The sequence below is a fragment of the Pseudomonas sp. JL2 genome (genome assembly GCF_031570495.1).
GTDB lineage: Bacteria > Pseudomonadota > Gammaproteobacteria > Pseudomonadales > Pseudomonadaceae > Aquipseudomonas > Aquipseudomonas rhizophila.
Genome location: NZ_JAKUDH010000034.1, coordinates 18,594 through 44,540, shown reverse-complemented (window position 1 = coordinate 44,540; position 25,947 = coordinate 18,594). Strand labels below are relative to the sequence as shown.

15 protein-coding genes and 1 pseudogene are annotated in these 25,947 nt (G+C 62.1%); 12 read left to right on the top strand and 4 right to left on the bottom strand.

The genetic code is table 11. From position 1 onward, the window contains the following. The coding region (locus MKS85_RS27210) for a retention module-containing protein (RefSeq protein ID WP_310663188.1) at positions 1 to 1,469 on the bottom strand (1,469 nt) is incomplete at its 3' end. 358 nt (positions 1,470 to 1,827) lie between these two features. On the opposite strand from MKS85_RS27210, the gene MKS85_RS27205 reads away from it, so the two are divergent. Genes MKS85_RS27205 through MKS85_RS27195 form a run of 3 tightly spaced genes read left to right on the top strand, consistent with a single transcriptional unit; the run spans position 1,828 to position 6,729 of the window. Beyond that, positions 1,828 to 3,177, top strand: coding sequence for a TolC family outer membrane protein (locus MKS85_RS27205; RefSeq protein ID WP_139048780.1), 1,350 nt, complete (start codon positions 1,828 to 1,830; stop codon positions 3,175 to 3,177). Between the two features lie 38 nt (positions 3,178 to 3,215). Continuing rightward, positions 3,216 to 5,372, top strand: a complete 2,157-nt coding sequence (locus MKS85_RS27200; RefSeq protein WP_188251736.1) for a type I secretion system permease/ATPase — start codon at positions 3,216 to 3,218, stop codon at positions 5,370 to 5,372. Beyond that, entirely contained in the window at positions 5,362 to 6,729 is a 1,368-nt protein-coding gene (locus tag MKS85_RS27195; protein ID WP_047230443.1) for an HlyD family type I secretion periplasmic adaptor subunit, read from the top strand. The genes MKS85_RS27200 and MKS85_RS27195 overlap by 11 nt, the downstream gene beginning before the upstream one ends. 162 nt (positions 6,730 to 6,891) lie before the next feature. Here MKS85_RS27195 and MKS85_RS27190 read toward each other — a convergent pair. After that, a pseudogene (locus MKS85_RS27190) lies at positions 6,892 to 7,580 on the bottom strand (NYN domain-containing protein). A 465-nt stretch (positions 7,581 to 8,045) separates the two neighbouring features. Here MKS85_RS27190 and MKS85_RS27185 point away from each other — a divergent pair. The 4 genes from MKS85_RS27185 to MKS85_RS27170 are packed head-to-tail and all read left to right on the top strand — an operon-like array spanning position 8,046 to position 12,740. Then, positions 8,046 to 8,825, top strand: a complete 780-nt coding sequence (locus tag MKS85_RS27185; protein ID WP_047230440.1) for an efflux RND transporter periplasmic adaptor subunit — start codon at positions 8,046 to 8,048, stop codon at positions 8,823 to 8,825. Beyond that, a complete protein-coding gene (locus MKS85_RS27180) occupies positions 8,822 to 10,141 on the top strand; it encodes an efflux RND transporter periplasmic adaptor subunit (protein WP_047230439.1) in 1,320 nt (439 codons plus the stop codon). Before MKS85_RS27185 ends, MKS85_RS27180 begins: the two co-directional genes overlap by 4 nt. A 1-nt stretch (position 10,142) precedes the next feature. Beyond that, a complete protein-coding gene (locus MKS85_RS27175; protein ID WP_188251739.1) occupies positions 10,143 to 12,239 on the top strand; it encodes a biotin/lipoyl-binding protein in 2,097 nt (698 codons plus the stop codon). 9 nt (positions 12,240 to 12,248) lie between these two features. Beyond that, positions 12,249 to 12,740 (top strand): GNAT family N-acetyltransferase, encoded by a 492-nt coding sequence (locus MKS85_RS27170; RefSeq protein ID WP_139048781.1) that lies wholly within the window; start codon positions 12,249 to 12,251, stop codon positions 12,738 to 12,740. Between the two features lie 120 nt (positions 12,741 to 12,860). Here MKS85_RS27170 and MKS85_RS27165 read toward each other — a convergent pair whose 3' ends face one another. Continuing rightward, positions 12,861 to 13,172, bottom strand: coding sequence for a DUF6916 family protein (locus MKS85_RS27165; protein ID WP_139048782.1), 312 nt, complete (start codon positions 13,170 to 13,172; stop codon positions 12,861 to 12,863). Between the two features lie 45 nt (positions 13,173 to 13,217). Beyond that, a complete protein-coding gene (locus tag MKS85_RS27160; RefSeq protein WP_139048783.1) occupies positions 13,218 to 13,805 on the bottom strand; it encodes a phage tail protein in 588 nt (195 codons plus the stop codon). Between the two features lie 307 nt (positions 13,806 to 14,112). Here MKS85_RS27160 and MKS85_RS27155 point away from each other — a divergent pair, with 307 nt between their 5' ends. From MKS85_RS27155 to MKS85_RS27135, 5 genes are read left to right on the top strand one after another with little or no spacing between them, the layout of a single operon-like run. Then, positions 14,113 to 14,958 carry a sulfotransferase gene (locus MKS85_RS27155; RefSeq protein WP_107321355.1) on the top strand — a complete coding sequence of 282 codons (846 nt, stop codon included), beginning with the start codon at positions 14,113 to 14,115 and terminating at the stop codon, positions 14,956 to 14,958. 53 nt (positions 14,959 to 15,011) lie between these two features. Beyond that, entirely contained in the window at positions 15,012 to 22,250 is a 7,239-nt protein-coding gene (locus MKS85_RS27150; protein ID WP_188251740.1) for an Ig-like domain-containing protein, read from the top strand. Between the two features lie 40 nt (positions 22,251 to 22,290). Next, the gene (locus MKS85_RS27145; protein WP_076383244.1) at positions 22,291 to 23,802 is read left to right on the top strand and encodes a TolC family protein; all 1,512 of its coding nucleotides are present in this window, start codon (positions 22,291 to 22,293) and stop codon (positions 23,800 to 23,802) included. A 12-nt stretch (positions 23,803 to 23,814) separates the two neighbouring features. Further along, complete coding sequence (locus MKS85_RS27140) at positions 23,815 to 24,600, top strand: aspartyl/asparaginyl beta-hydroxylase domain-containing protein (RefSeq protein WP_188251741.1); 786 nt, start codon at positions 23,815 to 23,817, stop codon at positions 24,598 to 24,600. After that, positions 24,588 to 25,544, top strand: a complete 957-nt coding sequence (locus MKS85_RS27135) for a sulfotransferase family protein (RefSeq protein WP_188251742.1) — start codon at positions 24,588 to 24,590, stop codon at positions 25,542 to 25,544. Before MKS85_RS27140 ends, MKS85_RS27135 begins: the two co-directional genes overlap by 13 nt. The last annotated feature ends 403 nt before the right edge of the window (positions 25,545 to 25,947 follow it).

Below are 25,947 nucleotides of genomic sequence, written 5' to 3'. Positions count from 1 at the left end.
CCGCCTTCGGTAACGGTGTTGCTGGCGGTCAAGGTCAGGCCGGTGGCGTCCACCGAGTCGGTAATCGTCGTCACGGCAGGTGTAGTGCTCGGCACCAGGTTTTCAAAGTTGCCACCCGTGGCACCGGTAATAGTGGTGCTGACGGTGCTGCCATTGTTGTAGACGTCGTTGGCCGGGGTATCGACGTTGACGGTGCCGGTGGTTTGTCCGGCGGCGATGGTGATGACCGAGCCATTGCTCAAGGTCACGGTTACCGGCGTCTGGGCCGGGTTGGTCAGAGTCGCGGTGTAGGTGATCTGACCGCCTTCAGTGATGGTGTCGCTGGCGGTCAAGGTCAGGCCAGTGGCGTCCACCGAATCGGTGATCGTCGTCACGGCAGGCGTGGTGCTCGGCACCAGGTTCTCAAAGTTGCCACCCGTTGCACCGGTAATAGTGGTGCTGACGGTGCTGCCGTTGTTGTAGACGTCATTGGCCGGGGTGTCGACGTTGACGGTGCCGGTGGTCTGGCCCGCAGCGATGGTGATGACCGAGCCATTGCTCAAGGTTACGGTCACTGGCGTCTGGGCCGGGTTGGTCAGGGTGGCGGTGTAGGTGATCTGGCCGCCTTCGGTGACGGTGTTGCCGGCCGTCAAAGTGACGGTGGTGGTGTCCACAGTGTCGGTGATCTGGGTCACTGCCGGTGTGGTGGGCAAGGTCACGGCAATGCCGGTGCCGCCGGTAGTGCCGGTGACCGTGACGCTGATCTGGCTAGGGTCGTTATAGACGGTGTCGTTCGGCGCCAGGGGGACGTTGACGCTGCCGGTCAGTTGCCCGGCGGGAATCACGATCACTGCGCCGTTGGACAAGGTTACGGTCAGGTTGGTCTGAGGCGCCTGGGTGACGGTCGCGGTGTAGACCAGCACGCCGCCGGCCTCGGTCAGGGTCGGGGTGGCGCTCAGGGTCAACGTCGAATCAAGCACCGCGTTGGCAGTGGTATCGGCGTCGGTGTCGCCGCCGGTGATGTCATCGTCAGCGGCCGCGGCTGCGCTCAAACCCTCAGTCGGGAACCCGATGGTCGGGTCGACGCTGCCAGCGGTGGCATCCAGCATCACAACGCTGTGGCCGCCACCGGCGGCCCCACCCGTACCTGCAGCAGTGGCGCCAGCGGCGGTGGCTTCAAGGGCGGTCGTCGGGTCGACGCCGGCGGCAATGGCCTGCTGCAGTTCTTCTACCGACGGCGCAGCCTGGGCTGTGGCCTGGGCGAGATCGGTGGAGGAGTCCGGGGCATTGGCGCTCCACTGGGTGTCGCGACCCAGGTCCAGCGTGCGCCCATCGGCCAGTTCCAATGTAACGGCGCCAGCAGCGCCGGTGTCCAATTGATCGCCTGTGGACAGGCGGTCACCTTCAATGAGCACACGCCGGATGCCTTCGGGGGATACGACGAAAACCTGACCAACAATGCTTTTGACGACGGCAATAACACTGCTCATTGAAGACTCTCCGGGTGCCACGTTCAGTAGACTTCCATGTACCGAACAGCCTCTGGCTGCGCCGGTCTGGACGCTCTTGCTTCGCTAAATAAGGTTGTTTTGACGCTTCATGACGTCAATATTTTGGCTTGTTTTTTTGATTTTTTTGTTTATGCCAAACTATTGACCTTCTGCTGGCCATCCTAAACAATCGCTTCAGTAATGTCACATTGATATTTAAGCGGCGACCTGTTCTTTCGGTGCATGATTCACTGCCTGTTTCGAACTTTCCGACATACGGTCATCCCGGTTGCCATCATCCGATGCAGCGCCACCTTTCGCTGTGATTCAAGACAAGAGTTTCGGGAATAATCCAACCATGCGTTTGCACCTGTTCAAGGCTTTACCTTTCGCCCTCGCCGCCAGTTTCGTACAAGCACAAACCTTGCCGCAGGCTATGCAACAGGCGCTGGATGTCCATCCTGAGATTCAGGCCGGTGTGAACAGCCGGCTGGCGGCGGACTACCAACTCAAGGCCGCTAAAGGCGGCTACCTGCCTAGAGTGGACCTTGCGGCGGGGTACGGTCGCGAAGGTACTGACAGTGTGACGACCCGCTCGGGCAGCAATAATCATTGGGAAACCTTGAACCGTAGCGAGTCCAGCCTGCGCCTGACGCAAATGGTTTTTGACGGTTTTGCGACGTCCAGCGAAGTGGGGCGTCAACAAGCCACCGTGAATGCCCGTGCCTATTCCTTGCTGGACGCGTCCGAGCGCACCGGATTGACCGTGGCCCAGGTTTATCTGGACGTGCTGACCCGACGCGAGTTCGTACGTCTGGCTGAGGAAAACCTCAAGAGTCACGAGCGCATCTTCGATCAAATCAAGCTGCGCACCGACCGTGGCGTGGGCAGCGGCGCCGATCTGGATCAGGCTGAGGCGCGCATGGCCCAGGCCCGCAACAACCTGATCACCGAGCAGACCAACCTGGCCGACGCCGAGACCAACTACCTCAGCGCCGTGGGCCAGATGCCCGACCAGCTGGAACGTCCCGCCGATTTTCTGGCGCTGTTGCCGGCCAACCTGAACGAAGCCCGTGCCCAGATGCTGGAGAACAGCCCGGTGTTGCGTTCCGCCGAAGCCGACATCGCGGCCGCCGAGCAACAGTACGAAGCCGCCAAGTCGAGCTTCTACCCCCGCTTCGACGCCGAGTTGGGCCGTACCGCCGACAACGATCTGGATGGTCAGAACGGTCACAACAACGAATGGCAAGCCATGCTGCGCATGCGTTTCAATCTGTACGCCGGTGGTAGCAACAAGGCGGATCTGGAGTCCAAGTCGTATCTGTCGAGCCAGGCCCTGGACATCCGCAACAACGCCCTGCGTCAACTGACTGAAGAGTTGGGCCTGGCCTGGAACGCCCTCAACAACGCCAACGCCCAGGTACCGATTGCCCAGCAGTACGTCGATCACAGCGCCAACGTACGCACCGCCTACCAGCGGCAGTTCGGTCTCGGCGAGCGGACCCTGCTCGACTTGCTCGACAGCGAAAACGAGCTGTTCAGCGCCTCCCGCCGCCTGGCGGAGATCAAGAACGTGCAGTTGTTCAGCCAATACCGGATCAAGGCAACCATGGGGCAGTTGCTCAAAAGTCAGGGGGTTGTCGCGCCGTTGGCATCCGTTGTGCAGAATGACGTCAAGCCCAGGGTCCAGTTGCCTGGGATGAATTGAGTCATCCATCCCGTTTTGATCAGCAAAGAGTGCCCAGCGTGGAATCAGAAGTCAGTCGAGCCGAACTCATCCATGATCCACGCACGCTGCACGACGACCCATTGCTGGACGGCTTGCTGGCGCTTTGCATGCTCCATCAGAAGCCGGCCAGCGCGGCGATGCTCACCACCGGCCTGCCGTTGCCCAAGCAACGGCTGAGCGTCGAATTATTGTCGCGAGCGGCAGCACGTGCCGGTCTGCAAGGCCGGGTGCTGCAACGCAAGCTCGAGCAGATACCGACCATCGCCATGCCGGCCCTGCTGTTGCTCAAGGATGGTCGTAGCGCGGTGTTGCTCGGCTGGGTCGGCGATGACCAGGCGCGTCTGCTGCTCAGCGAAAGCGATGGCGGCGAAGTGACGGTCAGCCGTGAACTGCTGGCCGACGACTACAGCGGTAAAGTGTTCTTCGCTCAACCGCAACACAAATTCGACGTGAACCACGGCACGCTCATTCCTCGGGCGCGTTCGTGGTTTCGCGACACGCTCAAGCGGTCGCGCTGGCTGTACGCCGACGCCATCGCTGCCAGCTTGCTGATCAATATTATCGCCATGGCGGCGCCGCTGTTCGTGATGAACGTTTACGATCGCGTGGTACCGAACCAGGCCGAGTCCACCCTGTGGGTGCTGGCGATCGGTATTACCGGCGCCTATGTGTTCGACCTGATCCTCAAGATGTTGCGCAGCCTGTGCCTGGACCTGGCCGGCAAGAAAACCGACCTGATCATTTCGGCTACGTTGTTCGAGCGCATCGTTGGCATGGCCATGAAGTATCGCCCGGCACGGGTGGGCAGCTTTGCCCAGAACATCCATGAATTCCAAAGCCTGCGGGACTTTCTCGCCTCGCTGACCCTTACCAGCCTGATCGACCTGCCGTTCACCTTGCTGATTTTCATGGTCATCGCGATCCTCGGCGGGCATCTGGTATGGATTCCGGTGCTGGCCTTTCCGATTGCCCTGCTGATCGGCTACGCCTTGCAAAAGCCCCTGGTGGCGACCATGGAGCGAACCATGGCCCTGGGTGCCGAGCGTCAATCCAGCCTGATCGAAACCCTGGCCGGCCTGGATGCGGTGAAGGTCAACAACGCCGAGAGCGAGCGCCAGTATCAGTGGGAACAAACCATTGGCACCCTCAGCCGCCTCGAGCTGCGGGTCAAGATGCTGTCCGGCCTGGCGATGAACATCACCTTGCTGATCCAGCAGTTGGCCGGGGTGATCATGATTGTCTTCGGCGTCTATCAGATCATTGCCGGCAACCTGAGCATGGGTGGGTTGATCGCTTGCTACATGCTCAGTGGCCGCGCCCTCAGCCCGCTGGCGTCGCTGTCGGGGCTGCTGACTCGCTACCAGCAGGCGCGGGTGACCATGGTTTCGGTCGATCAGATGATGGAGCTGCCTCAGGAACGCAATTTCGAAGAGCGCCCGTTGAGCCGCAAGGTCTTGCAGGGTGCCATTGAATGCCGTCAGTTGAATTTCACCTACCCCAACCAGCAGAACGCTGCGCTGAAGAACATCAACCTGGTGATCAAGCCCGGGGAAAAAATCGGCATCATCGGTCGTAGCGGCTCGGGCAAGAGTTCCCTGGCCAAGTTGCTGGTGGGCCTGTATCAACCGGACGACGGGGCACTGTTGGTGGATGGCGTGGACATTCGCCAGATCGACGTCAGTGAGCTGCGCCATAACATCGGTTACGTGCCACAGGATATCCAGCTGCTGGCCGGCACCTTGCGGGACAACCTGACCTCCGGCGCCCGTTACGTCGAGGACGAACTGGTGCTCCAAGCCGCCGAACTTGCCGGTGTGCATGAGTTCGCACGCCTGCATCCGCAAGGCTATGAGCTACAAGTTGGCGAGCGCGGGCAGAACCTGTCCGGCGGCCAGCGACAGAACGTCGCCCTGGCCCGCGCGCTGCTGCTCAACCCGCCCATCCTGCTGTTGGATGAACCCACCAGCGCCATGGACAACACCGGTGAGGAACGCTTGAAACAGCGCCTGGCCGCTGTGGTGGAAAACAAGACCGTGCTGCTGGTGACGCATCGGGCATCCTTGCTGTCGCTGGTGGACCGCCTGTTGGTGATCGACCGTGGGCAGATCCTCGCCGACGGCCCGAAAGCCGCGGTGATGGAAGCGTTGAAGAAGGGGCAGATCAGTGTTGCTTAAGTCGGGTTTGAAAAATGCCGTGGGCCGCTATTTCAAGGGCTCGGATTCGCTGCATGGCCAGCCTCTGCCTGAGGTCAACAAAGCCCTGATCGAAGACGCTCCGCGAGTGGTGCGGCTGACGATCTGGGGGATCATCGGCTTCTTTGTCTTCCTGTTGCTGTGGGCCAACTTCGCGCAGGTCGACGAAGTGACCAAGGGCGACGGCAAGGCGATTCCGTCGTCCAAGATCCAGAAGATCCAGAACCTGGAAGGCGGGATCGTTGCCGAGCTGTTTGTCAGCGAAGGGCAGATCGTCGAGGCCGGCGCGCCGTTGATTCGCCTGGATGACACTCGGTTTGTCTCTAATGTGGGGGAGACCGAGGCTGATCGCTTGTCCATGTTGTTGCGGGTCGAGCGGCTGAGTGCCGAAGTCGATGACCGGCCGCTGAACTTCCCGGAGGACGTGCTCAAGGCGGTTCCGCGCCAGGCCGCCAGCGAAGAGTCGCTGTACATCAGCCGCCGCCAGCAACTGCACGATGAAATCGGCGGGTTGCAGGAGCAGTTGATCCAGCGTCAGCAGGAGTTGCGCGAGTTTGTTTCCAAGCAGTCGCAGTACCGCTCCGCCCTGTCGTTGCAACGCCAGGAGATCAACATGTCCGAGCCGCTGGTAGCCCAGGGCGCGGTGTCACCGGTGGAAGTGCTGCGGCTCAAGCGGGCTGAAGTCGAAACCCGTGGACAACTCGACGCCACGACACTGGCGATTCCCCGCGCTGAATCGGCGATCAAGGAAGTGCAGCGCAAGATCGATGAGACGCGTGGCAAGTTCCGCAGCGAAGCCCTGACCCAACTCAATGAGGCGCGTACCGACCTGAACAAGGCCCAGGCCACCGGCAAGGCTTTGGAGGATCGGGTAAGCCGTACACTGGTCACCTCGCCGGTGCGGGGTATCGTCAACAAGTTGCTGGTGAACACCATCGGCGGGGTCATCCAGCCCGGCAGTGACCTGGTGGAAATCGTGCCCCTGGACGACACCCTTCTGGTGGAAGCGAAAATCCGTCCCCAGGACATCGCCTTCCTGCACCCCGGCCAGGACGCCACGGTGAAATTCACCGCGTACGACTACACCATTTACGGTGGGCTGAAAGCCAAGCTGGAGCAGATCGGCGCCGACACCATCACCGACGAAGACAAGAAAACCACTTACTACATCATCAAGCTGCGCACCGAGCGCAGTCATCTGGGTACCCCTGAAAAACCCCTGTTGATCATCCCGGGCATGGTGGCCTCGGTGGACATCATCACCGGCAAGAAAACCGTACTCAGTTACCTGCTCAAACCCATCATCAAGGCCCGGGCCGAGGCGTTGCACGAGCGGTAGTGTTTGAGCGGGCCTCCTCGTCACAATTGCTGAGTTGTCTGGGCTGACGTCGTCGCGAGCAGGCTCGCTCCCACAGGGTGACTGGCTGTGTCGCGATAGTGCTTTGCCACGGTAGGACTAGAGGTATCGGAGCTGGGCGTCGGTATATCCGGCTGCAGGGGGTTACCAGTAATCCGGTTTGATAGCGGGGGCTTTGTGGGTGGGTACTCGGGTGGGGAACTGGTGGGATTGGAGTTCCTCGCAGGTGACAACGCGGCGTGTCCAGTGGGCGTGCTGCTTTAGCGAACCTGGAGACGGGCGATTCAGCTCGGCTCTGTGGGGAAGAATGACGCCGACGGTTATTTCAGGAAAGTCTTCTCGTACGGCTCTCAAGGCCGGCGTCATGTCGGTGTCGCTGGATACAAGCACCAACTGCTCCAACCGTTCATGATGCTTCAGTTTCGTTTGCTTGGCAGCGGTTCGATACATGCTGATTGCCATGTGAACGTCCGTTTCTTTCTCCTCCAGCTTCCAGATGTCGACTTTGTCGTTGCGAGACGCTTTCGTCTTTCTATCAATAAAGCGAGGGCCTTGGCAGGTTCAAGTTGATGGTGACCGTAATGGACACAGATATGGGTGCTTTTCAAGGCGCGAATATAAGTGTCTTGCGCTTCTTTTGATGCTTGACCCCGGGTGGCCAATGACGGTTTGACCGAGGAGGTGAAGTAATCAACCGAGGAAGTGGTGCTCTGCGGATTTTCGATATGCGCGATATGCGACAACAGACTTCGCAGATCCAGCCACTTGTAAGGTGTGTCCGCGAGCAGCCCATAGAACAGGTTGTAGCCATCTACAAAAAATGCGGTTCGCACAAGCTCAATCCCCAGAAACGAAAAAACCGGCCTAAGCCGGTTTTTTCACCCCAACGGCCAGAAAATTGAATCTCTGCGTACGGGGTTGAGTAAAGCCATCCTAAGTTGAGCGTGACATGGCGTCAACTGCTGTTTGGTTTACCTTTTTTCACCGGCAGATCAGTGTTGAGCGTATGCGCGGTGGGAGGTCAAACTCATTCTTTGTTTGATCTGTCAGCGTTTGTTACGAAATTGAGGGCTCCTGCGGAGAATACGAGAGATCCATCACCGAAAGCCGTTTTGTATGAGTGGAAGCTCTCAAGATTCTGTGGGATTTGATACCGACTCATCTCAGCAAAAACCGAGCGCTTTTTGATCTCCTCTTTGGTCTTTTTGAAACAAGAGATTGCTTCCTCCTCCCTGCTACTCCCTTGACGCCCCCCACCGCTGTCGTAGACTCCGCCCATCCGTCAGGGAGTAACGGTTATGCGGCGTTCAGGTAGTTGGGTTTGGGGGTTGGTCTTTGTAACGTGCTGGGTGCAGGCGCAGACGCCTGTTTCCGATGATCCGCTGCTCGAGAGCGGCGTCAGGGCCAGTGCACCGAGCGGCAATGAGGCGCGTGGCGTGCTTCGGGCACGGGATCAGGCGGTGCTTGCCAGTGAGTTGGCTGGACGAATTGTCGAGTTGCCGTTCAGTGAGGGGGAGTCGTTCAAGCAGGGCGATACCCTGGCGCGTTTCGATTGTTCAGCGTACCAGGCTCAGCTCAATGCAGCTCGGGCCGCGAGCCGTGGTGCCAGTGAAGAACTGGCCCATAACAAGCAATTGGCGGCGTTGAAATCGGTCGGGCGTTTCGAAGTGGCACGCGCCGAGGCCAGGCTCAGCGAAGCGCAGGCGCAGTCCCAGGTTTATCAGGTCCAGGTCAAGCGCTGCAGCGTGATCGCGCCGTTCGATGGACAGGTGGTGGCGCGCGAGGTCCAGCGCTATGAAAGCGTGGCCGCCGGCGCGCCGTTGCTGGACGTGGTGGACAACCGCACCCTGGAAATCCATCTGCTGGTGCCTTCGCGCTGGATGGGCAGGCTCAAGCCGGGCCAGTCCTTCACCTTTGTCCCCGATGAAACCGGCCAGCCGCTGCAAGCGACGGTCAAACGCCTTGGCGCGCGCATCGACGAGGGCAGCCAGACTTTGCTGCTGGTGGCGACGCTGCCTGACGCCAAGGGGCTGTTGTCCGGCATGAGCGGTACGGCGCGTTTCGCGGAGTTCAAGTGAACGCGCCGATCACGGGCAGCGCCGAACAGGTATTTGCCCGTTTCCTCGACCTGGAGCGCCAGACGCGGGCCGCGCGTACCCCGGCGCAACTGAGCTACAGCCTGGTCAACGATGGTCAGGCCCTGTTCGGGTTTCGCCATGCTGCGCTGTTGATCGCCGGCAAGGTCCAGGCGGTGACCGGCGTCAGTGCCGTGGATCCGAACGCACCGTTCGTGGCGTTTGTCGAGCAGGCGGTGGCGCAGCTGTTCAAAAAAGGCTTGCTGAACCAGGCCCGGGTAATTGCCGCCGATGGGGTGAGCGACTCCATTCAGGCGGACTGGCGAAGCCTGTCGGCGGGGCAGGTATTCTGGCTGCCGTTGATCGATCATCAGGGGCAGGTGTTCGGCGGTTTGTGGCTGGCCCGTGACCTGCCATGGCCCCCCTCTGAACAAGTGCTGCTGTCGCAACTGGGCGACACCTATAGCCACGCCTGGCTGGCGCTGCAACCGCGCAAACCGTGGCGCTTGCGCTGGACCCGCAAACGTCAGGTCGCCTTGGTGGCGGTGCTGCTGTTGGGCTTGCTGGTTCCTGTCCGTCAGTCGGTATTGGCCCCGGCCGAAGTGGTGCCGCTGGGCGGGCAGGTGGTGGCGGCGCCTTTGGACGGGGTGATCGCCCAATTCCTGGTCAAACCCAACCAGAGCGTCAAGAGCGGCGACTTGCTGTTGCGCTTCGAAAGCACCAGTCTCAAGGCCCAGGCCGATGTGGCCGAGCGCGTGTTGGGCGTGGCCGAGGCGGAACTCAAGGCCAATTCCCAGCGCTCGTTTGCCGACGCTGAATCCAGTTCGAAGATTGATCTGTTGGCCGCTCGCGTCGAGCAGAAACGCGCCGAACGCGACTATGCAATCGAGTTGCTCAAGCGCAGTGAAGTGCGCGCCGAACGGGACGGTATTGCGGTATTTGCCGATGCAGAGCGTTGGCTCGGCAAGCCGGTGCAGACGGGGGAGCGGTTGATGGAAATCGCCGACCCGAACCAGGCCGAATTGCGTATTGAGCTGGCGGTGGGCGACGCGATTGACCTGGCCCCCGGTGCCCAGGTGGCGTTGTTCCTCGACAGCGACCCGTTGCAGCGACACCTGGCCAGGCTCGAACGTTCGGCCTACGAGGCGCAACCCACAGCTGCCGGGCAACTGGCGTATCGCCTGGACGCGCGTTTCGATGACGCGGCGCCGCGCATCGGCCTGCGGGGCACGGCGAAAATTTTCGGCGATCGCGCCCCGCTGGCGCTGTACCTGTTGCGTCGACCACTGGCCGGCTTGCGCCAGAGCGTGGGTCTGTAGCATGGGACTGCCGAGCCTGCGGCCAGACCTGCAATTGTCCCCGGCGGCCCCGGACCCGGACGGCTCCCCTCAATGGACCCTGGCCGATCCGGTACGCGGGCGCTATTTCAAGCTTGGCGCGGCGGCGATGCGCATGCTGCGGCACTGGTCCCTTGGTGAGCCGGAACAGGTGCTGCAAGCCGCGAACCGTGAGCCGGGCCTTCCGCTCAATAATGAGTCGCTGGAGCAATTGCTGGGCTTTTTGCGAGGTCACGATCTGATCAGCGCCATGGACCCGCAACAGCGCGACAGCTATCAGTTCAAGACGGCCGCCCAGCGCCAGAGCCTGTGGCAGATCCTGCTGCACCAGTATCTGTTTTTTCGCATTCCGTTGTGGCGCCCGGATGCTTTTCTCAACCGCGCCTGGCCTTTTCTCGCGCGGTACGGGCCCGCCATCCTGCGGTATGGCATGCCGCTGACCCTGGGCGTGGGTATTTTTCTGGTGTCGCGGGACTGGCAGCGCTTCGTGGCGACGTTTCCGCACCTGTTCAGCCTGGGTGGCGCGCTGGCGTTCGCGGTGGCGTTGTTCTTCGCCAAGTTGTGCCACGAGTTCGGTCATGCCTTCATGGCCAAGCGCGCCGGTTGCCGTGTGCAGAGCATGGGCGTGGCATTCATGGTGCTGTTGCCGATGTTCTACACCGACGTCAGCGACGCCTGGCGGGTCAATGATCGTCGTGCCCGGCTGCTGATCGGCGCCGGCGGTGTGCTGGCCGAATTGCTGCTGGCGTGCATCGCGTTGCTGGCCTGGTCGCTGTTGCCCGACGGACCGGCCCGCACCGCAGCGTTCATGTTGGCCAGCGCCACCTGGATCACCACGTTGATCATCAACCTTAACCCCTTCATGCGCTTCGACGGTTATTTTTTGCTCAGTGATTTCTGGGCAGTGGATAACCTCCAGGGGCGAGCATTTGCGTTGTGCCGCTGGCGTTTGCGTGAAGCCTTGTTCGGTTATGGCGCGCCGGTTCCGGAACCCTGGACGCCGACAATGCGTCGTCGCTTGCTGGTGTGGGGATACGGCGCCTGGTTATGGCGCGCGGCGTTGTTTTTGGGTATTGCCCTGGCGGTCTATCACCTGTTCTTCAAGGTGCTGGGCATTTTCCTGATGTTGGTGGAATTGGTGTGGTTCATTTTTATGCCCATCGTGAACGAATGGCGGCAGTGGTGGAGCCGGCGCGAGCAGGCCAATGGTCCGCGAGTGCTGCTCAGTGGCCTGGTGTTACTGGCGTTGGCGTTGGTGCTGCTGTTGCCCTGGCGTAGCGCCGTGGAGGTACCGGTCATGCTCGAGGCCGGTCGCGCCAGTGCCTTGCATGCGCCGGTGGCGGCGCGGATCAAACAGGTGAATGTGCATGACGGCCAGACCGTGGCCCAGGGCGATGTGTTGATCGAGCTGGAGTCGCCTGACATGGCCTCGCGCCTGGCGATTGTGCGTCGGGAAATCGAGATCCAGCAGTTACAGATGCGTCGCCAGGCCGGCCGCAGCGAAACCGCCGCCGATGCCGGTATCGTCGAACAACAACTGGCCGAAGCGGTGGCCGAATACCGGGGCCTGGTCGCCCAGCGTGAGCGCCTGCTGTTACGCGCGCCCCATGCCGGACAGGTGCGTGATCTGTTACCACAGTTGTCGGTGGGGCGCTGGTTGTCGCCCACACAGCCGCTGGCGCGGGTGGTACAGGCCGACTCCCGCTTACGCGGCTACCTGACCGAAGCCGAGCTTTGGCGGGTCGAGCCCGGGGCCACGGGCCGTTTCATTGCTGACGATCCGATGCACCCCTCGATTGCCGTGCAATTGAACGAGATCGACACCAATGGCGTGGCCTGGGTCGAGCAACAGGCGTTGACGTCCGATCACCACGGGCCGATCGCGGTACGGCGTGACTCGCAGCAGCGGGCGGAGCCGGTGCAGGCGCAATATGGCGTGCGTTTGAGCGCTGTTGATAACACGCCTGCGCCGGCGCAACCGCTGCGTGGCGTAGTGGTGTTGCAGGGGCACGGTGAGTCGGTGTTGGGAGCGACCTGGCGTCGGCTGGCGGCGCTGGGTGTCAGGGAAAGCGGGTTTTAAGGAGCGAGCATGAATTCAGTGGCGGCGGAGGGGTTGGTGGTACGGCCATCGCAGGTCAGCGATGGGCCGTTTTTGCAGAGTCTTTACCAGACGGCGCGAGCGGATCTGCAATGGATCGACGGCGAGCACGAGCAAGTACAGCAGGTGGTTGCTCAGCAATTTCAGGTGCAGGAGCAAGGGCTTGGGGATAACTTCCCCAACGCCATGCATTACGTCGTGGAAAAGCTCGGTACCGCCATTGGCGCCTTGAGTACTGATTTTGGCCCCAATGAAATCCGTGTGTTGTACCTGGCGTTCATTCCCCAGGCGCGCGGGCAAGGTTACGGTCGGGCCGTGTTGCAAGGGGTACAAAAAGCCGCACAACAGATCCGCTGCCCGGTGGCGACCGTGGTCTGGAGCAGTAACCCGCACGCACGCCAGCATTACCTGGCATTGGGCTTTGAAGTGCAGGAGCGCAACCCGGCGGCGGAGCGGCTGGTTTGGTATCCGAAGGGGAACTGAGCTGCTTCTGGCTCGTGTGGGAGCGAGCCTGCTCGCGATAGCGGTGGGTCAGTTTGAAGTGATGTTGGCTATGCCACCGTCATCGCGAGCAGGCTCGCTCCCACAAGGGATCATCAGTCTTCAGTTAAACGCAATGTAGAAATACCCCAGCGCCGGATCCCGTCCCATGGGCGGTATCCGCGACACGAACACCTCCTCAATCCGCCCCAGATCGGGCACTTCCAGCGCGCACAGCCCATCCACGAAGTCGGTGCTTTCCAGGCTGTTGAATTCAACGCTGAACGGCATGCGCTCAGCGTTCGGCATCTTCGCCCGTGGTGTTTCCTCAAGGAACTCGAACCGCACGGGCAGGCAGCTGCCGTCGGGCAGGGTCAGGCTGCTGGTCTGGCCCAGCAGCGGTTGAAAATGGCGGCTATGAACCTGTTGCAACATGTCGACACTCCAAAAGCCGGAGGGCCGCAGCCCTCCGACTGTTCATCAGTTACGGGACGGGAAGAGACCGTTCAAGGCGACACTGAAGTTGATCGCCAGGAACGGGTTCATGATCGCCATCGGCATGCCGCTGCCCGTCGGGGAAATCGTGCCGTCGATGGTGGTGCTCACGCCCTTGACCGGGATCGGCGAGGCACCTATCTGGTCGGAATAGATATTCGCCGCGCCCGGGCCAGTGCCCGAGGTGCCGATGAACGAATTGGTGGCCGTTGGTGTGTTCACCGGGTTGCTGGCCGGGTTCGCCAGTTGCAGGGTGGTGGAGGCGGTGAGTCCCGCCATAGTGTGAGTGTGGGTGGGCAGGTTGTTGAGCGTCGGGGTGACGTTTTCGGTGCCGGCGACTTCGCCGATGACCCGCGGCGTCAGGCCCAGGCCGTTGCCTTGTCCCAAGAGCGTGCGGCCTTGCAAATTGGGGAGCATGAAGTTGGTGGTGCCGTTGCCTCCGTAGTACGTGCCGAGCAGGGAGAACAACGCCTGGTATTGGGAAATGCCGAGTGTCTGCCCGTTGCACAGCGCCCACCCATTGGGGGCGAAGTTAAAGGCGAACGGCTGGATGGTGCCCATAAAGACTTCCATAGATTCCTCATCCCTTCAGATTGTTGGTTTGGCAATGCCGACAGGGACCAAGGGAGAGGATTGCGATCAGCCCGACTTCTTCACTCCCTGGCCTGGTCACGCACGGCTGAGCGTAGACCGAGATATTTCATTCTGCTGGGCTGGAAGGGAGGAAAAATGTTGTCCAGTGGCTTAATCGATTCAGGTTCGCATGGCGCCTATACCGTCCATCTTTTTTACAGATCTGGCTGGGTTTGATATCAAAGTAGTACTAGTCGCGGATTATTTCCTCAGCTACGCTTTGCGCTACAAATGGAATACAAACAAGGTGAAGGGATTGCCGCAGTTTCACTTTATCTCCGGTTTACCGCGCTCGGGCTCGACCCTGCTTTCTGCCATTTTGCTGCAGAACCCGCGCTTTCATGCCGGCATGACCAGCCCCGTCGGTTCGCTGTTCAGCAGCGTCCTGCAGCAATGCAGCGCCGGCAGTGAGTTTGGCTCGGTGATCGACACCGACCTGCGCCGTCGCCTGTTGCGCGGGCTGTTCGACTCCTACTACGCCGACAAGGCCGACAAACCCGTCATCTTCGATACAAATCGCCAGTGGTGCGCCCGCTTGCCTGCGTTGCAGGACCTGTTCCCCCAGGCCAAGACCATCGCCTGCGTGCGCAACGTCGCCTGGGTGCTGGACAGCCTGGAGCGGCTTTACCGCGCCAATCCGTTCGAGAACACCAAGCTGTTCAATGACGATGACGAGCGCAACACCGTCTACAGCCGCTGCGAAACCCTGGCCCAGCGCAACCGCCTGGTTGGCTTTGCCTGGACAGCGCTCAAAGAGGCGTATTACGGCGAAAACGCCGAGTCCATGTTGATCGTCGACTACGACCTGTTGAGCCAGGCCCCGGAGCGGGTGATGCGCCTGGTGTACGAGTTCATCGGTGAGCCCTGGTTCGAACACGACTTCAATCACTTGACCTACGACGCACCGGCCTTCGACCAGGCCTTGGGCGTTGCCGGCCTGCACAAGGTCAAGCCCAAGGTCGCGCCGCAAGCCCGGCGGACCTTGTTGCCGCCGGATCTGTTTGAAAAGTATGCCGAGTTGTCGTTCTGGCGCGATGGGTCCGCCAGCGCTGCCAATGTCATTCGTATGAAAACCGACGCCGCGGTCAACTGATTCGCGGTTTTTTTCATTTGCGTGTTTAAAAAGTTCGAGTCCAGGTGAACGTCATGTGGTGGAGCAAAGGCAAATCGCGGGTAACCGAGGGCGCACAGGCCCTGGCATCGCCAATGATCATGTCCCTGGAGCCGCGAATGCTGTTCGACGGCGCGGTGGCGGCGACCGTGGCCGATGCCGCACAGGCGGACGCCCAACCCACTGCAGACGCGGCCAAGACGCCTGCGGCTGACCAGGCTTCAGACAGCCACGCGCCTCAAGGCCAGACCGATGCCACCCAGGCCGCTGTGCCCGGCAAGGCCGTGGTGTTTGTCGATTCCCGGGTCAAAGACTCGGCCAGCCTGCTCGAAGGCGTCGCGCCCGGTACTCAGGTGGTGCAACTGGACGCCACCAAGGACGGCCTGCAACAGATCGCCGATTACCTGGACACCCACCAAGGCATCAGCTCGGTGCAGATCATCGCCCACGGCAACGCCGGCGATCTCTGGTTGGGCAACAGCTACCTGTCGGCGGACAACGTTGAGGCCCGCAGCGAGGTGCTGGCGCAGATCGGCCAGGACATGAACGCCGGTGGCGATATTCTGATCTATGGCTGCTACACCGCTGAAGGTGACCGTGGCCTGAGCCTGGTCAATTCACTGGCGCAGTTGACCGGCCGCGACGTGGCGGCGTCCATCGATCGCACGGGCCTTGGCGGCGACTGGGACCTGGAAATCGCCACCGGCAACATCGAAAGTGCCAACGTGCTCTCGGCCACTGCCATGAGCGAGTACCAATGGGGCCTGGCCACCTGGACCGCTACCAACAACCTCAATTCCGGTATTGGTTCTCTGCGCGCCGCTTTGGATTCTGCGCAGAATGGTGACATTGTTACGTTCAATGCCGGCATGACTGTCGCATTGACCCAGGTGCTGGTGGTCGACAGCAACGTCACCATCGATGGCGATCTCAACAATGACAACGTGGCCGACGTCACCCTCGACGGGCAGTACCGCACCCAGATTATCAACGTGACGGCCGGCACCACGGCGACCCTCGATGGTCTGGTGATTACTCGCGGTATGGTGGCGGGTAACGGCGGTAATGGCGGCGACGATGCGCTGGTGTCAAAGGGGGGCGGGATCTATAACGCCGGCACCCTGACCCTGAGGAACGTCACCGTCACCGCGAACGCCGCTTCGGGTGGCGGCGGCGGTGGTGGTGTCACGCCGCAATACGCCGGCGGCGGTGGCGGCGGCGGTGGCGCGATCACTGGCGGTACCGGTGGCAAGGGCGGCGATACCCTCAACGCCACTGGCTCCAACGGCTCGGCCGGCCAGGGCGGCGCCGGGGGTGGCTTCTTCAACATGGGCGGGCGTGGTGGTTCCTCCACCGGCGGGGCTGGCGGTTCCGCGTATCCGGGCTACAGCACGGGCTCCGCAGGCGGTACAGCCGTCAGCGGTGGGCTATCCATCGGTGGCGGTGGCGGTGGCGACGGCTATAACGATATTGGCGGCGCCGGTGGCGGAGCGGTCGGTGGTATCTACAACGACACCGGCGCGACCCTGCGAATCATCGGCAACTCGGTCATTTCCAACAACGTCGGCGCGGGCGGCGGCGGTGGTGGCGGTGGCGCTGGTGGTGGTTACAACCACACGGGCGGTGCCGGCGGCGTCGGTGTCGGGGCCATCTGGAACAAAGGCTCGATCCTGATTACCGCCGCCAACTTCGCCGCCCTGGCCGGCAACGTCGGTGGCAGCGGCGTGGGTGGGACCAGTGCCGGCACCGCGGGTGTTTCGCCGGCGTCGGTGGCCAACGTCTACGGCGATGGCGGCACCATCAACACCAACTATGTGCCGGACGAGACGCCGCCCACCGCGACCGTCGTGGTGGCCAATACCAACCTGAACTCCGGTGGCACGTCGCTGGTGACCATCACCTTCTCCGAAGCTGTCACCGGCCTCACTGCGGCCGACCTGACGGTGCAGAACGGCACCATCGGCACCTTGACCAGCGGCGACGGTGGCATCACCTGGACCGGCACCCTGACCGCGGCAAGCAACATCGCCGACACCACCAACATCATCACCCTGAACAACACCGGGGTTGCCGACCTGGCCGGCAATGCCGGCGTGGGCACCACCGACTCGAACAATTACGTGGTCAACGACACCGTGGCGCCCACGGCGTCCATCGTGGTCAGCGATACTGCCCTTCGGGTCGGTGAAACCTCGTTGGTGACCATCACTTTCTCCGAAGCGGTCAGTGGTTTTACCGCAGCGGACCTGACGGTGGCCAACGGCTCGATCAGCGGCCTGAGCTCCAGCGACGGTGGCATCACCTGGACGGCCACCTTCACACCGGACGCTGCGATCACCGACACTTCCAATCTCATTGTCCTGAATAACACCGGCGTGGCGGACCTCAATGGCAACGCCGGCGTGGGGACGACCAACTCCAACAACTACGCTATCGACACCCTGCGTCCGACAGCGACCATCGTGGTCAGCGACACCGCCCTCAGGGTCGGTGAAACCTCGGTGGTGACCATCACCTTCAACGAGGCGGTGAGCGGTTTTACCACCGCTGACCTGACGGTTGCCAACGGCTCGGTCACCGGGCTGAGCAGCAGCGACGGCGGTATCACCTGGACCGGGACACTGACCCCGAGCGCCAGCATCAGCGACACCACCAACCTGATCACACTGAACAACACCGGCATTGCCGATCTATCCGGGAACGTTGGCACCGGCACCACCGATTCGAACAACTATGCAATCGACACGCTGCGTCCCACCGCCACCATCGTGGTGGCCGATACCGCGCTGAATGTCGGCGAAACATCGCTGGTGACGATCACTTTCAGCGAAGCTGTAACGGGCTTTACCCTGGCCGACCTGACCGTCGCCAACGGTTCACTGAGCGGCCTGAGCAGCAGTGACGGCGGCATCACCTGGACCGCGACGCTCACCCCGAGCGCCAGCATCAGCGACGCCACCAATCTGATCATCCTGGCCAATACCGGTGTGGCGGATGCGGCCGGTAACACCGGCAGCGGCACCACCAGCTCCAACAACTACGCAGTCGACACCCAGCGACCCACCGCTAGCATCGTTGTGGCCGACACCGCGCTGAGCGTTGGCGAAACATCCCTGGTGACCATCACCTTCAACGAAGCGGTAACAGGCTTTACCGCCGCCGACCTGACGGTCGCCAACGGTACGATCACCGGCCTGAGCAGTGGCGACGGCGGCATCACCTGGACCGGCACGTTGACACCAAGCGCTAGCGTCAGCGACACCAGCAACCTCATCACCCTGGATAACACTGGTGTGGCGGATGCGGCGGGCAACGTCGGTACGGGCACCACTGATTCGAACAACTACGCCATCGACACCGCGCGTCCGACCGCGACCATCGTGGTCGCCGACTCGACCCTTGGCGTCGGCGAAACCTCGCTGGTGACAATTACCTTCAGCGAGGCGGTGACCGGTTTCACCCTGGCCGACCTTACCGTTGCCAACGGCAGCCTGAGCGGGCTGAGCACCAGCGATAACATCACCTACACCGCGACTTTCACGCCGAGCGTGGGCGTCAGCGATAGCACCAACCTGGTCACGCTCAATAACACGGGCGTGGTGGACGGCGCGGGCAACACCGGCAGCGGCACCACCGATTCGAACAACTACGCCGTCGACACCCTGCGCCCGACCGCCACCATCGTGGTCGCCGACACCGCGTTGAGCGTCGGCGAAACCTCGCTGGTGACCATTACCTTCAGCGAGGCGGTCAGCGGGTTCGACAACTCGGACCTGAGCGTCGCCAACGGTACGCTGAGCGCGGTCAGCAGCAGCGACGGTGGCCTCACCTGGACCGCCACCTTCACTCCGGCCCTCGGCGTCACCGATACCTCCAACGTCATCACCCTGAACAACACCGGGGTCAGTGACGCGGCGGGCAACTCCGGCACCGGCACTACCAACTCCAACAATTACCAGGTCGACACCAACGTACCGACGGCGACCATCGTGATTGCCGATACCACCCTGAGCATCGGCGAGACGTCATTGGTCACCGTGACCTTCAACTCGGCGGTCAGCGGGTTCGACAATTCGGACCTGACCGTCAGCAACGGCACGCTCAGCACCATGAGCAGCACCGACGGTGGCGTCACCTGGACGGCCACCTTCACGCCGAGCGCCAGTATTTCCGACACCAGCAACGTGATCACGTTGGACAATACCGGCCTGATCAATGGCGCGGGCAACGCCGGTGTCGGTACTACCGACTCCAACAACTACGCCGTCGACACGGTGCGACCAACGGCGACCATCGTCGTGGCCGACACCGCCATTGCCGCCGGCGAGACCTCGCTGGTAACCATCACCTTCAGCGAGGCGGTGACCGCGTTCACCAGTGCCGACCTGACGGTTGCCAACGGCGTTATTTCCGGCCTGAGCAGCAGCGACGGCGGCATCACCTGGACCGCGACCTTCACGCCGACCGCTGGCGTCACCGACACCAGCAACGTCATTTCGCTCAACAGCGGTGGCATCGTTGACTTGGCGGGCAACGTCAACGTTGGCGCCACCGACTCCAACAACTACGCGCTGGACACCGAACGTCCAAGCGCAACGATCGTGCTGGCCGATTCCAGCCTCAGTGTTGGCGAAACCTCGTTGGTGACCATCACCTTCAGCGAGGCGGTGACCGGTTTCACCAACGCTGACCTGAGTGTTGCCAACGGCACCCTGAGCGCCGTCAGCAGCAGCGACGGCGGCCTGACCTGGACCGCGGTCTTCACCCCGACCCTCGGCGTGCGGGATACGTCCAACCTGATCATCCTGGACAACACCGGTGTGAGTGACGCGGCGGGCAACAGCGGAACCGGCACGACCAACTCGGCCAACTACGCCATCGACACGCAGGTGCCGACGGCAACCATCGTGGTGGCCGATACGTCCTTGAGCATCGGTGAAACCAGCCAGGTGACCATCACCTTCAACGAGGCGGTGAGCGGTTTCGATAACAGCGACCTGACCGTCAGCAACGGCACGTTGAGCAACGTGAGCAGTACCGACGGTGGCGTTACCTGGACGGCCACGTTCACGCCGAGCGCGAGCATTACCGATACCAGCAACCTGATTACCCTGGACAATACCGGCGTCATCAACGTCTCAGGCAACGCCGGCGTCGGCACCACCGATTCGAACAACTATGCCATCGACACCGTGCGCCCAACGGCGACCATCGTCGTGGCCGACACCGCCATTGCCGCCGGCGAGACTTCGCTGGTGACCATCACCTTCAGCGAGGCCGTGACCGGCTTCACCGACGCCGACCTTACCGTTGCCAACGGTACGCTCAGCGGGTTGAGCAGCAGCGACGGCGGCATCACCTGGACCGCGACCTTTACGCCTGCCGCTGGCATCACCGACACCAGCAATGTCATCACCCTTGCCAACGGCGGCGTCGCCGATTTGGCGGGTAACGCCGGCAGCGGCACGACCGATTCCAATAACTACAGCATCGACAGCCAGCGTCCGACCGCCACCATTGTGCTGAGCGATTCGGTGTTGAAACCGGGTGAAACCGCGCAGGTGACCATCACCTTCAGCGAGGCGGTGACCGGCTTCAGCAACGCGGACCTGAGCGTTGCCAACGGCACCTTGAGTGCTGTCAGCAGCAACGATGGCGGCCTGACCTGGACCGCGACTTTCACGCCGACCCTGGGTGTGACTGACGCCACCAACCTGATCAGCCTGGACAACACCGGGGTCAGCGATGCGGCCGGCAACACCGGGACGGGCTCCACCGATTCGGCCAACTACGCGGTCGAGACACGGGTTCCTACGGCCACGATTGTGGTGGCCGACAGTGCGCTGCGGATAGGGGAAACCTCGCAGGTCACTATTACGTTCTCGGAAGCGGTGAGCGGTTTCGACAACAGCGACTTGACCATCAGCAACGGCACGCTGAGCAACGTTTCTTCTTCCGACGGCGGCGTTACCTGGACGGCCACGTTCACCCCGACGACCAACATCAACGACACCAGCAACCTGATCAGCCTGGACACCAGCGGTGTGGTCAACGCCTCGGGTAACAGCGGTGTCGGCATGGTGGACTCCAACAACTACGCCATCGACACGGTTCGCCCCGGCGCCACCATCACAGTGGGCGACACCAGCCTGGGCATTGGCCAGAGCACCACCGTGACCATCAGTTTCACCGAGGCGGTGTCCGGTTTTGACTTGTCGGATCTCAGTGTTGCCAATGGTGTGTTGTCCAACCTCGCCAGCAATGACGGCGGCCTGACCTGGACAGCGACCCTGACGCCTACCGCGGGCGTCAACGATGCCACCAACCTGATCCTGCTCGATGCCAGCAATGTGCAGGACCTGGCCGGCAACGCCGGCGTGGGCATCGCCATTTCCAGCAACTACGCACTCGACGCCACCCGGCCGACGGCAACCATTGTGGTCGCCGACCCGAACCTGACGGTGGGTGAGACGACCCAGGTGACGTTCACCTTCAGCGAACCGGTGACTGATTTCGATCTGTCAGACCTCAGCGTCACCAACGGTGAACTGACCAACCTGACCACCAGCGACGGCGGCCTGACCTGGACGGCAACGTTCACGCCTACGGTGAACCTCACGGACCCGAGCAATTTCATCGCCCTGGACACCAGTAACGTCAGCGACCTGACGGGCAACGCCGGGGCAAGCGTGGCGGTGTCCAACAACTACGCCATCGACACCGTGGTGGCCAACGATGTGAAGCCACCGCCGGAGTTCCTGACGTCCGACCCTGTCACGGTCGTGCCGCCTTCCGAGGTGCCGTTGCAGCCGATTGTCTTTACGCCGCCAACCGGTGACCTCGGCTCGCCGCTGGGCTTTCCACCGCTGTTTGAACAACGCGACGTGGGCGGCGGCATTCGGCCGATTGGCGACATCTTCATCAACCGTGGCGCATTGGCGCCGAGCTATATCGCCCAGGTATTCAGCTCCGATGCTGCGGGCGATGGCTCCGGCCAGGGCTTCCTGGGCTTCGGTGGTGGCGATGGCGGGGTGTTCGGCAGCAGCACGATCGCCGGTCTGTTCAGCCAGGATGCCGGTTCCGATGGTGAATCGCTGGACGCCTTCGACAGCCAGTCGATGCAGGGCGGTGATGTGTCCCAAGGGGTACGCGGGGTGTTCGGCGCACCAACCCTGGGCCAGCAACTGCAACAACTCAAAGACACCGAGCAGCGTCAGGTCGACAGCCTGGCAATGGCATTGCAACAGGTCGGCATGAGCCAGGCGCAGGCCTGAACAACTAAAAAAATTGGGGCAGCCAGGGGCAATCCAGGGAATGAATAGAAGTCAGAAGTTATTCGCAATGAGTGTGCTGGCGTTGACGGTCAGCGGATGTGCGGTCACCAGCGAGCCGATCGAGCGTAGCGTCAGCGAACAGCGCGCCCGGACCGACCTGCAGAATATGTACAAGGATCAGGAGCCCCTCAGCGGCCCGCTGACCCTGCACCAGGCCATGGCCCGTGCGGTGAAGTACAACCTTGAAGGCCGTTTGAAGATCATGGAAGAAGCCCTGGCCAAGCGTCAGCTGGACCTGGCCAGTTTCGACATGCTGCCGCGCATGGCCCTGGACGCCGGCTACGTGGGCCGCAACAACGTCAGCGCTTCCAGTAGCCAGAGCGTGGAAACCGGTACCCAGTCTCTGGAACCGTCGACCTCCCAGGACCGCGATCGCGAAGTAGCCGACCTGACCATGGTCTGGAACGTGCTCGATTTCGGCGTGAGCTACATCAGCGCCAAGCAGGCCGGGGACCAGCGGCTGATCGTGCAGGAGCGTCGGCGCAAAGTCATCAACACCATCGTCCAGGATGTGCGTTCGGCTTACTGGCGAGCCATGGCCGCCGAGCGCCTGCTCAAGCAGATCGACAGCCTGATGGTCCGAGTCGATACGGCCCGCGGCAACAGTCAGAGCATGAGCGAGCAACGCATTGGCGATCCGGTGCAGGCACTGGGTTACCAGCGTTCGCTGATCCAGGCCACCCGCCAGCTCGAAGAGCAGCGCCGGGCGTTGTCCCTGGCCAAGACGGAACTGGCGACGCTGATCAACCTGCCCCTGGGCACCGAGCTGACCTTGGCCACCCAGGATGAGTACGTCATCCCGGAACTCAAGGTCGACCTCGCGCGCCTGGAACAGGAAGCCCTGACCAGTCGCCCGGAACTGCGCGAGCAGGACTACCAGACGCGCATTACCGCCGCTGAAACCCGCAAGGCCATGCTGCGCCTGTTACCTGGGCTGGAGTTCTCCGCTGGGGGGCATTACGACAGCAACTCGTTCCTGGTGGAGCAGGGCTGGGCTGACTATGGCGTGAAGGTCACCTGGAATCTGTTCAACGTGATCTCCGCCCCGGCGGCCATCAACGTGGCCAAGGCCGGTGAAGAGGTCGCGGCGGCGCGGCGCCAGGCGATGTCGATCGCCGTGCTGGCGCAGCTGTACGTGGCCAATGCCAATTACCGCGAGGCGCTGCGCCAGTTCAAGACCAGCCAGCAGCTGTCGGAGATCGATGGGCAGATCGTGGGTCAACTGCGCAACCGCCATCAGGCCGCCGGCTTGGGTGAGCTGGACCTGATCCAGGGCGAACTCAATACGCTGCAGGCTGACTTGCGGCGGGATCTGGCCTATGCCGACCTGCGCAACGCCTATGGCCAGATCTTTGCCAGCGCTGGCCTCGACCCGTTGCCCGATGAAGTGCAATCGACCCAAGTGCAGTCCATTGCCACGGCGTTGGCCAACCGCGAAGCGGCGTGGGCCCAGGGCGATATCGCGGTGCCGACCGCGGCGGTGACCCAGTAACAGGCCGTACGCATGGTGCGCCCGGCGTTTTCCCGGCTGCCGGTAACGGTGAACCTGCCTTTGCTGTTGCAGGCACTGGCAGCCGTTGAGGACGATCATTGGCAAGGCCACTTCAACAGCGCGTACTACAGTGGTGACTGGAGTGGCGTGGCGCTGATTTCGGCGGTCGATGCCTTGACCTCGTTGTCTCCCGGGCGCGGTCAGCCCGTGCAGCGCGCGCTCTGGTCAGAGGATGACCGTTGGCACGAGGCGTTGCGCGACTGGCCGTTGGAGATCGTCTCGGCCCGGTTGCTGCGACTCGGTCCCGGCGGGTGTATCCACGAGCATCGCGATTATGACCTGGGTGGCGCGAACGCCGATCTGCGCCTGCATGTGCCGCTGCTCAGCCCGTCTGGCGTGGATTTCTGGCTGGATGGGCAACGCATTCCGATGACGGCGGGCGAATGCTGGTTTCTTGATCTGTCGCTGCCTCATCGCGTCGATAACCACAGCAGTCAGCCGCGGATTCATCTGGTGCTCGATTGCCGCCCCAGCCCATGGCTGCAACGGCAGGTCGCCGCCGGGCTGCTCAGCACACCGGCAATCGTGGCTGAGCGAAGTGATCTGGTGTGCTTTGAGCAGCTCGTTGAAACCGACCCTCAACTTGCCCGGACTTTGCAGAGCCTGCATGACGTAGACGCTTTCATTGAGTGCGCAATCGCCATGGCTGCCGCACGCGATTTGCACGTTACCCGGGAGCAATTGCAGGCGGCCATGCGCAACGGTCGCCGGCAGTGGAGTGATCAGTGGAAGGCCTGAACCTGAACGGCTGGCTGCCGATCCGCGTGTGGCAAGCGGCGGGGCAGTGGCGGGTTGACTGGTGCTGGTTCGGAGAGGCGCGATTGTCGCAACCGTTCTTCGGCGACGCGGTGGAACACGCCCTGCGGTTGCCCTTCAATCAGGCGTTCCGCCGCCAGACAGCCTTGAGCGCCCTGGACCAGTGGAGGCAACAAAGCCCAGGCCTGCCCCCGAGTGCATTCATCTTCCATGCCTCCCGCTGTGGCTCGACATTGATCAGCCAGATGCTGGCACAACTGGACGACCACCTCGTCATTTCAGAACCGCCGCCTTTGGATACTCTGCTGCGCAGTGATATGGCGCACGCTGACCGTTGTGTGGCACTCAGGGGGCTGATGTCGGCCTATGGGCAGCGCCGCCGAGGCGTGGAACAGCGGCTGGTGATCAAGCTTGACGCCTGGAACATCGGTGAACTGGCGCTGCTGCGCGAATGTTTTCCCGACACGCCTTGGTTGTTCGTGTACCGCGACCCTTTGGAAATCGCCGTTTCCCATTGGCGTCGTCCCGGCATGCACATGGTGCCGGGGATGATCGGGACAAGCGTGTTGGACGACGGATTGCCCTTCGACGGCCAGGAAGATTTCATCGCGCGCCGACTGGGGCGGTTGTTGCAGGCGGGGTTGGAGCACTGCCATGAGTTTGCCGGGCTGGCGGTTAATTACGCTGAGTTGCCTGATGCGATGGCAGGGCGGCTGGCGGTGTTTTTCGGGCTGAATGACGCCCAGCGCCGGCAAGTGTTTGCCATGACGGGGCAGCATGCCAAGCAGCCGGGGCAGGCGTTTGCCGGTGATAGCGAGGACAAGCGTCGGGAGGCTTCGTCACGGCTGCGCAATCAGGTGATGCATTGGGCGCAGGGGGCCTATGAGGCGCTCGAAACCTGGCGCGTTGGCCGGCATCAATGTTGACTGACCCTGCGCAATCGCGAGCAGGCTCGCTCCCACATTTGTTTTGTGCTGGTTTGAGTATCCGCGACTACCCTCAATTCCCTGTGGGAGCAAAGCTTGCTCGCGAGGCGGCCTGACAGCCGGCCTGGCTCTCCCGGTTGTACGTCGATCAAACTGTGGGAGCGAGCTTGCTCGCGAAGGCGGCCTGACAGCCGACCTGGCTCTCTCGGTTGTACGTCGATCAAACTGTGGGAGCGAGCCTGCTCGCGATGGCGGCCCGATAGCCGGCCAGGATTTGGTTGACTGGGTACATATCCGTTGCTGTGGTAATGGCGGCTTATGGTTCCGCCCTTACGGCGGGTCACTTTCGAAAAGCGCGAAAGTAACCACAGCGCTTCTGCCCCACCACTCGGCACCTCGCTTA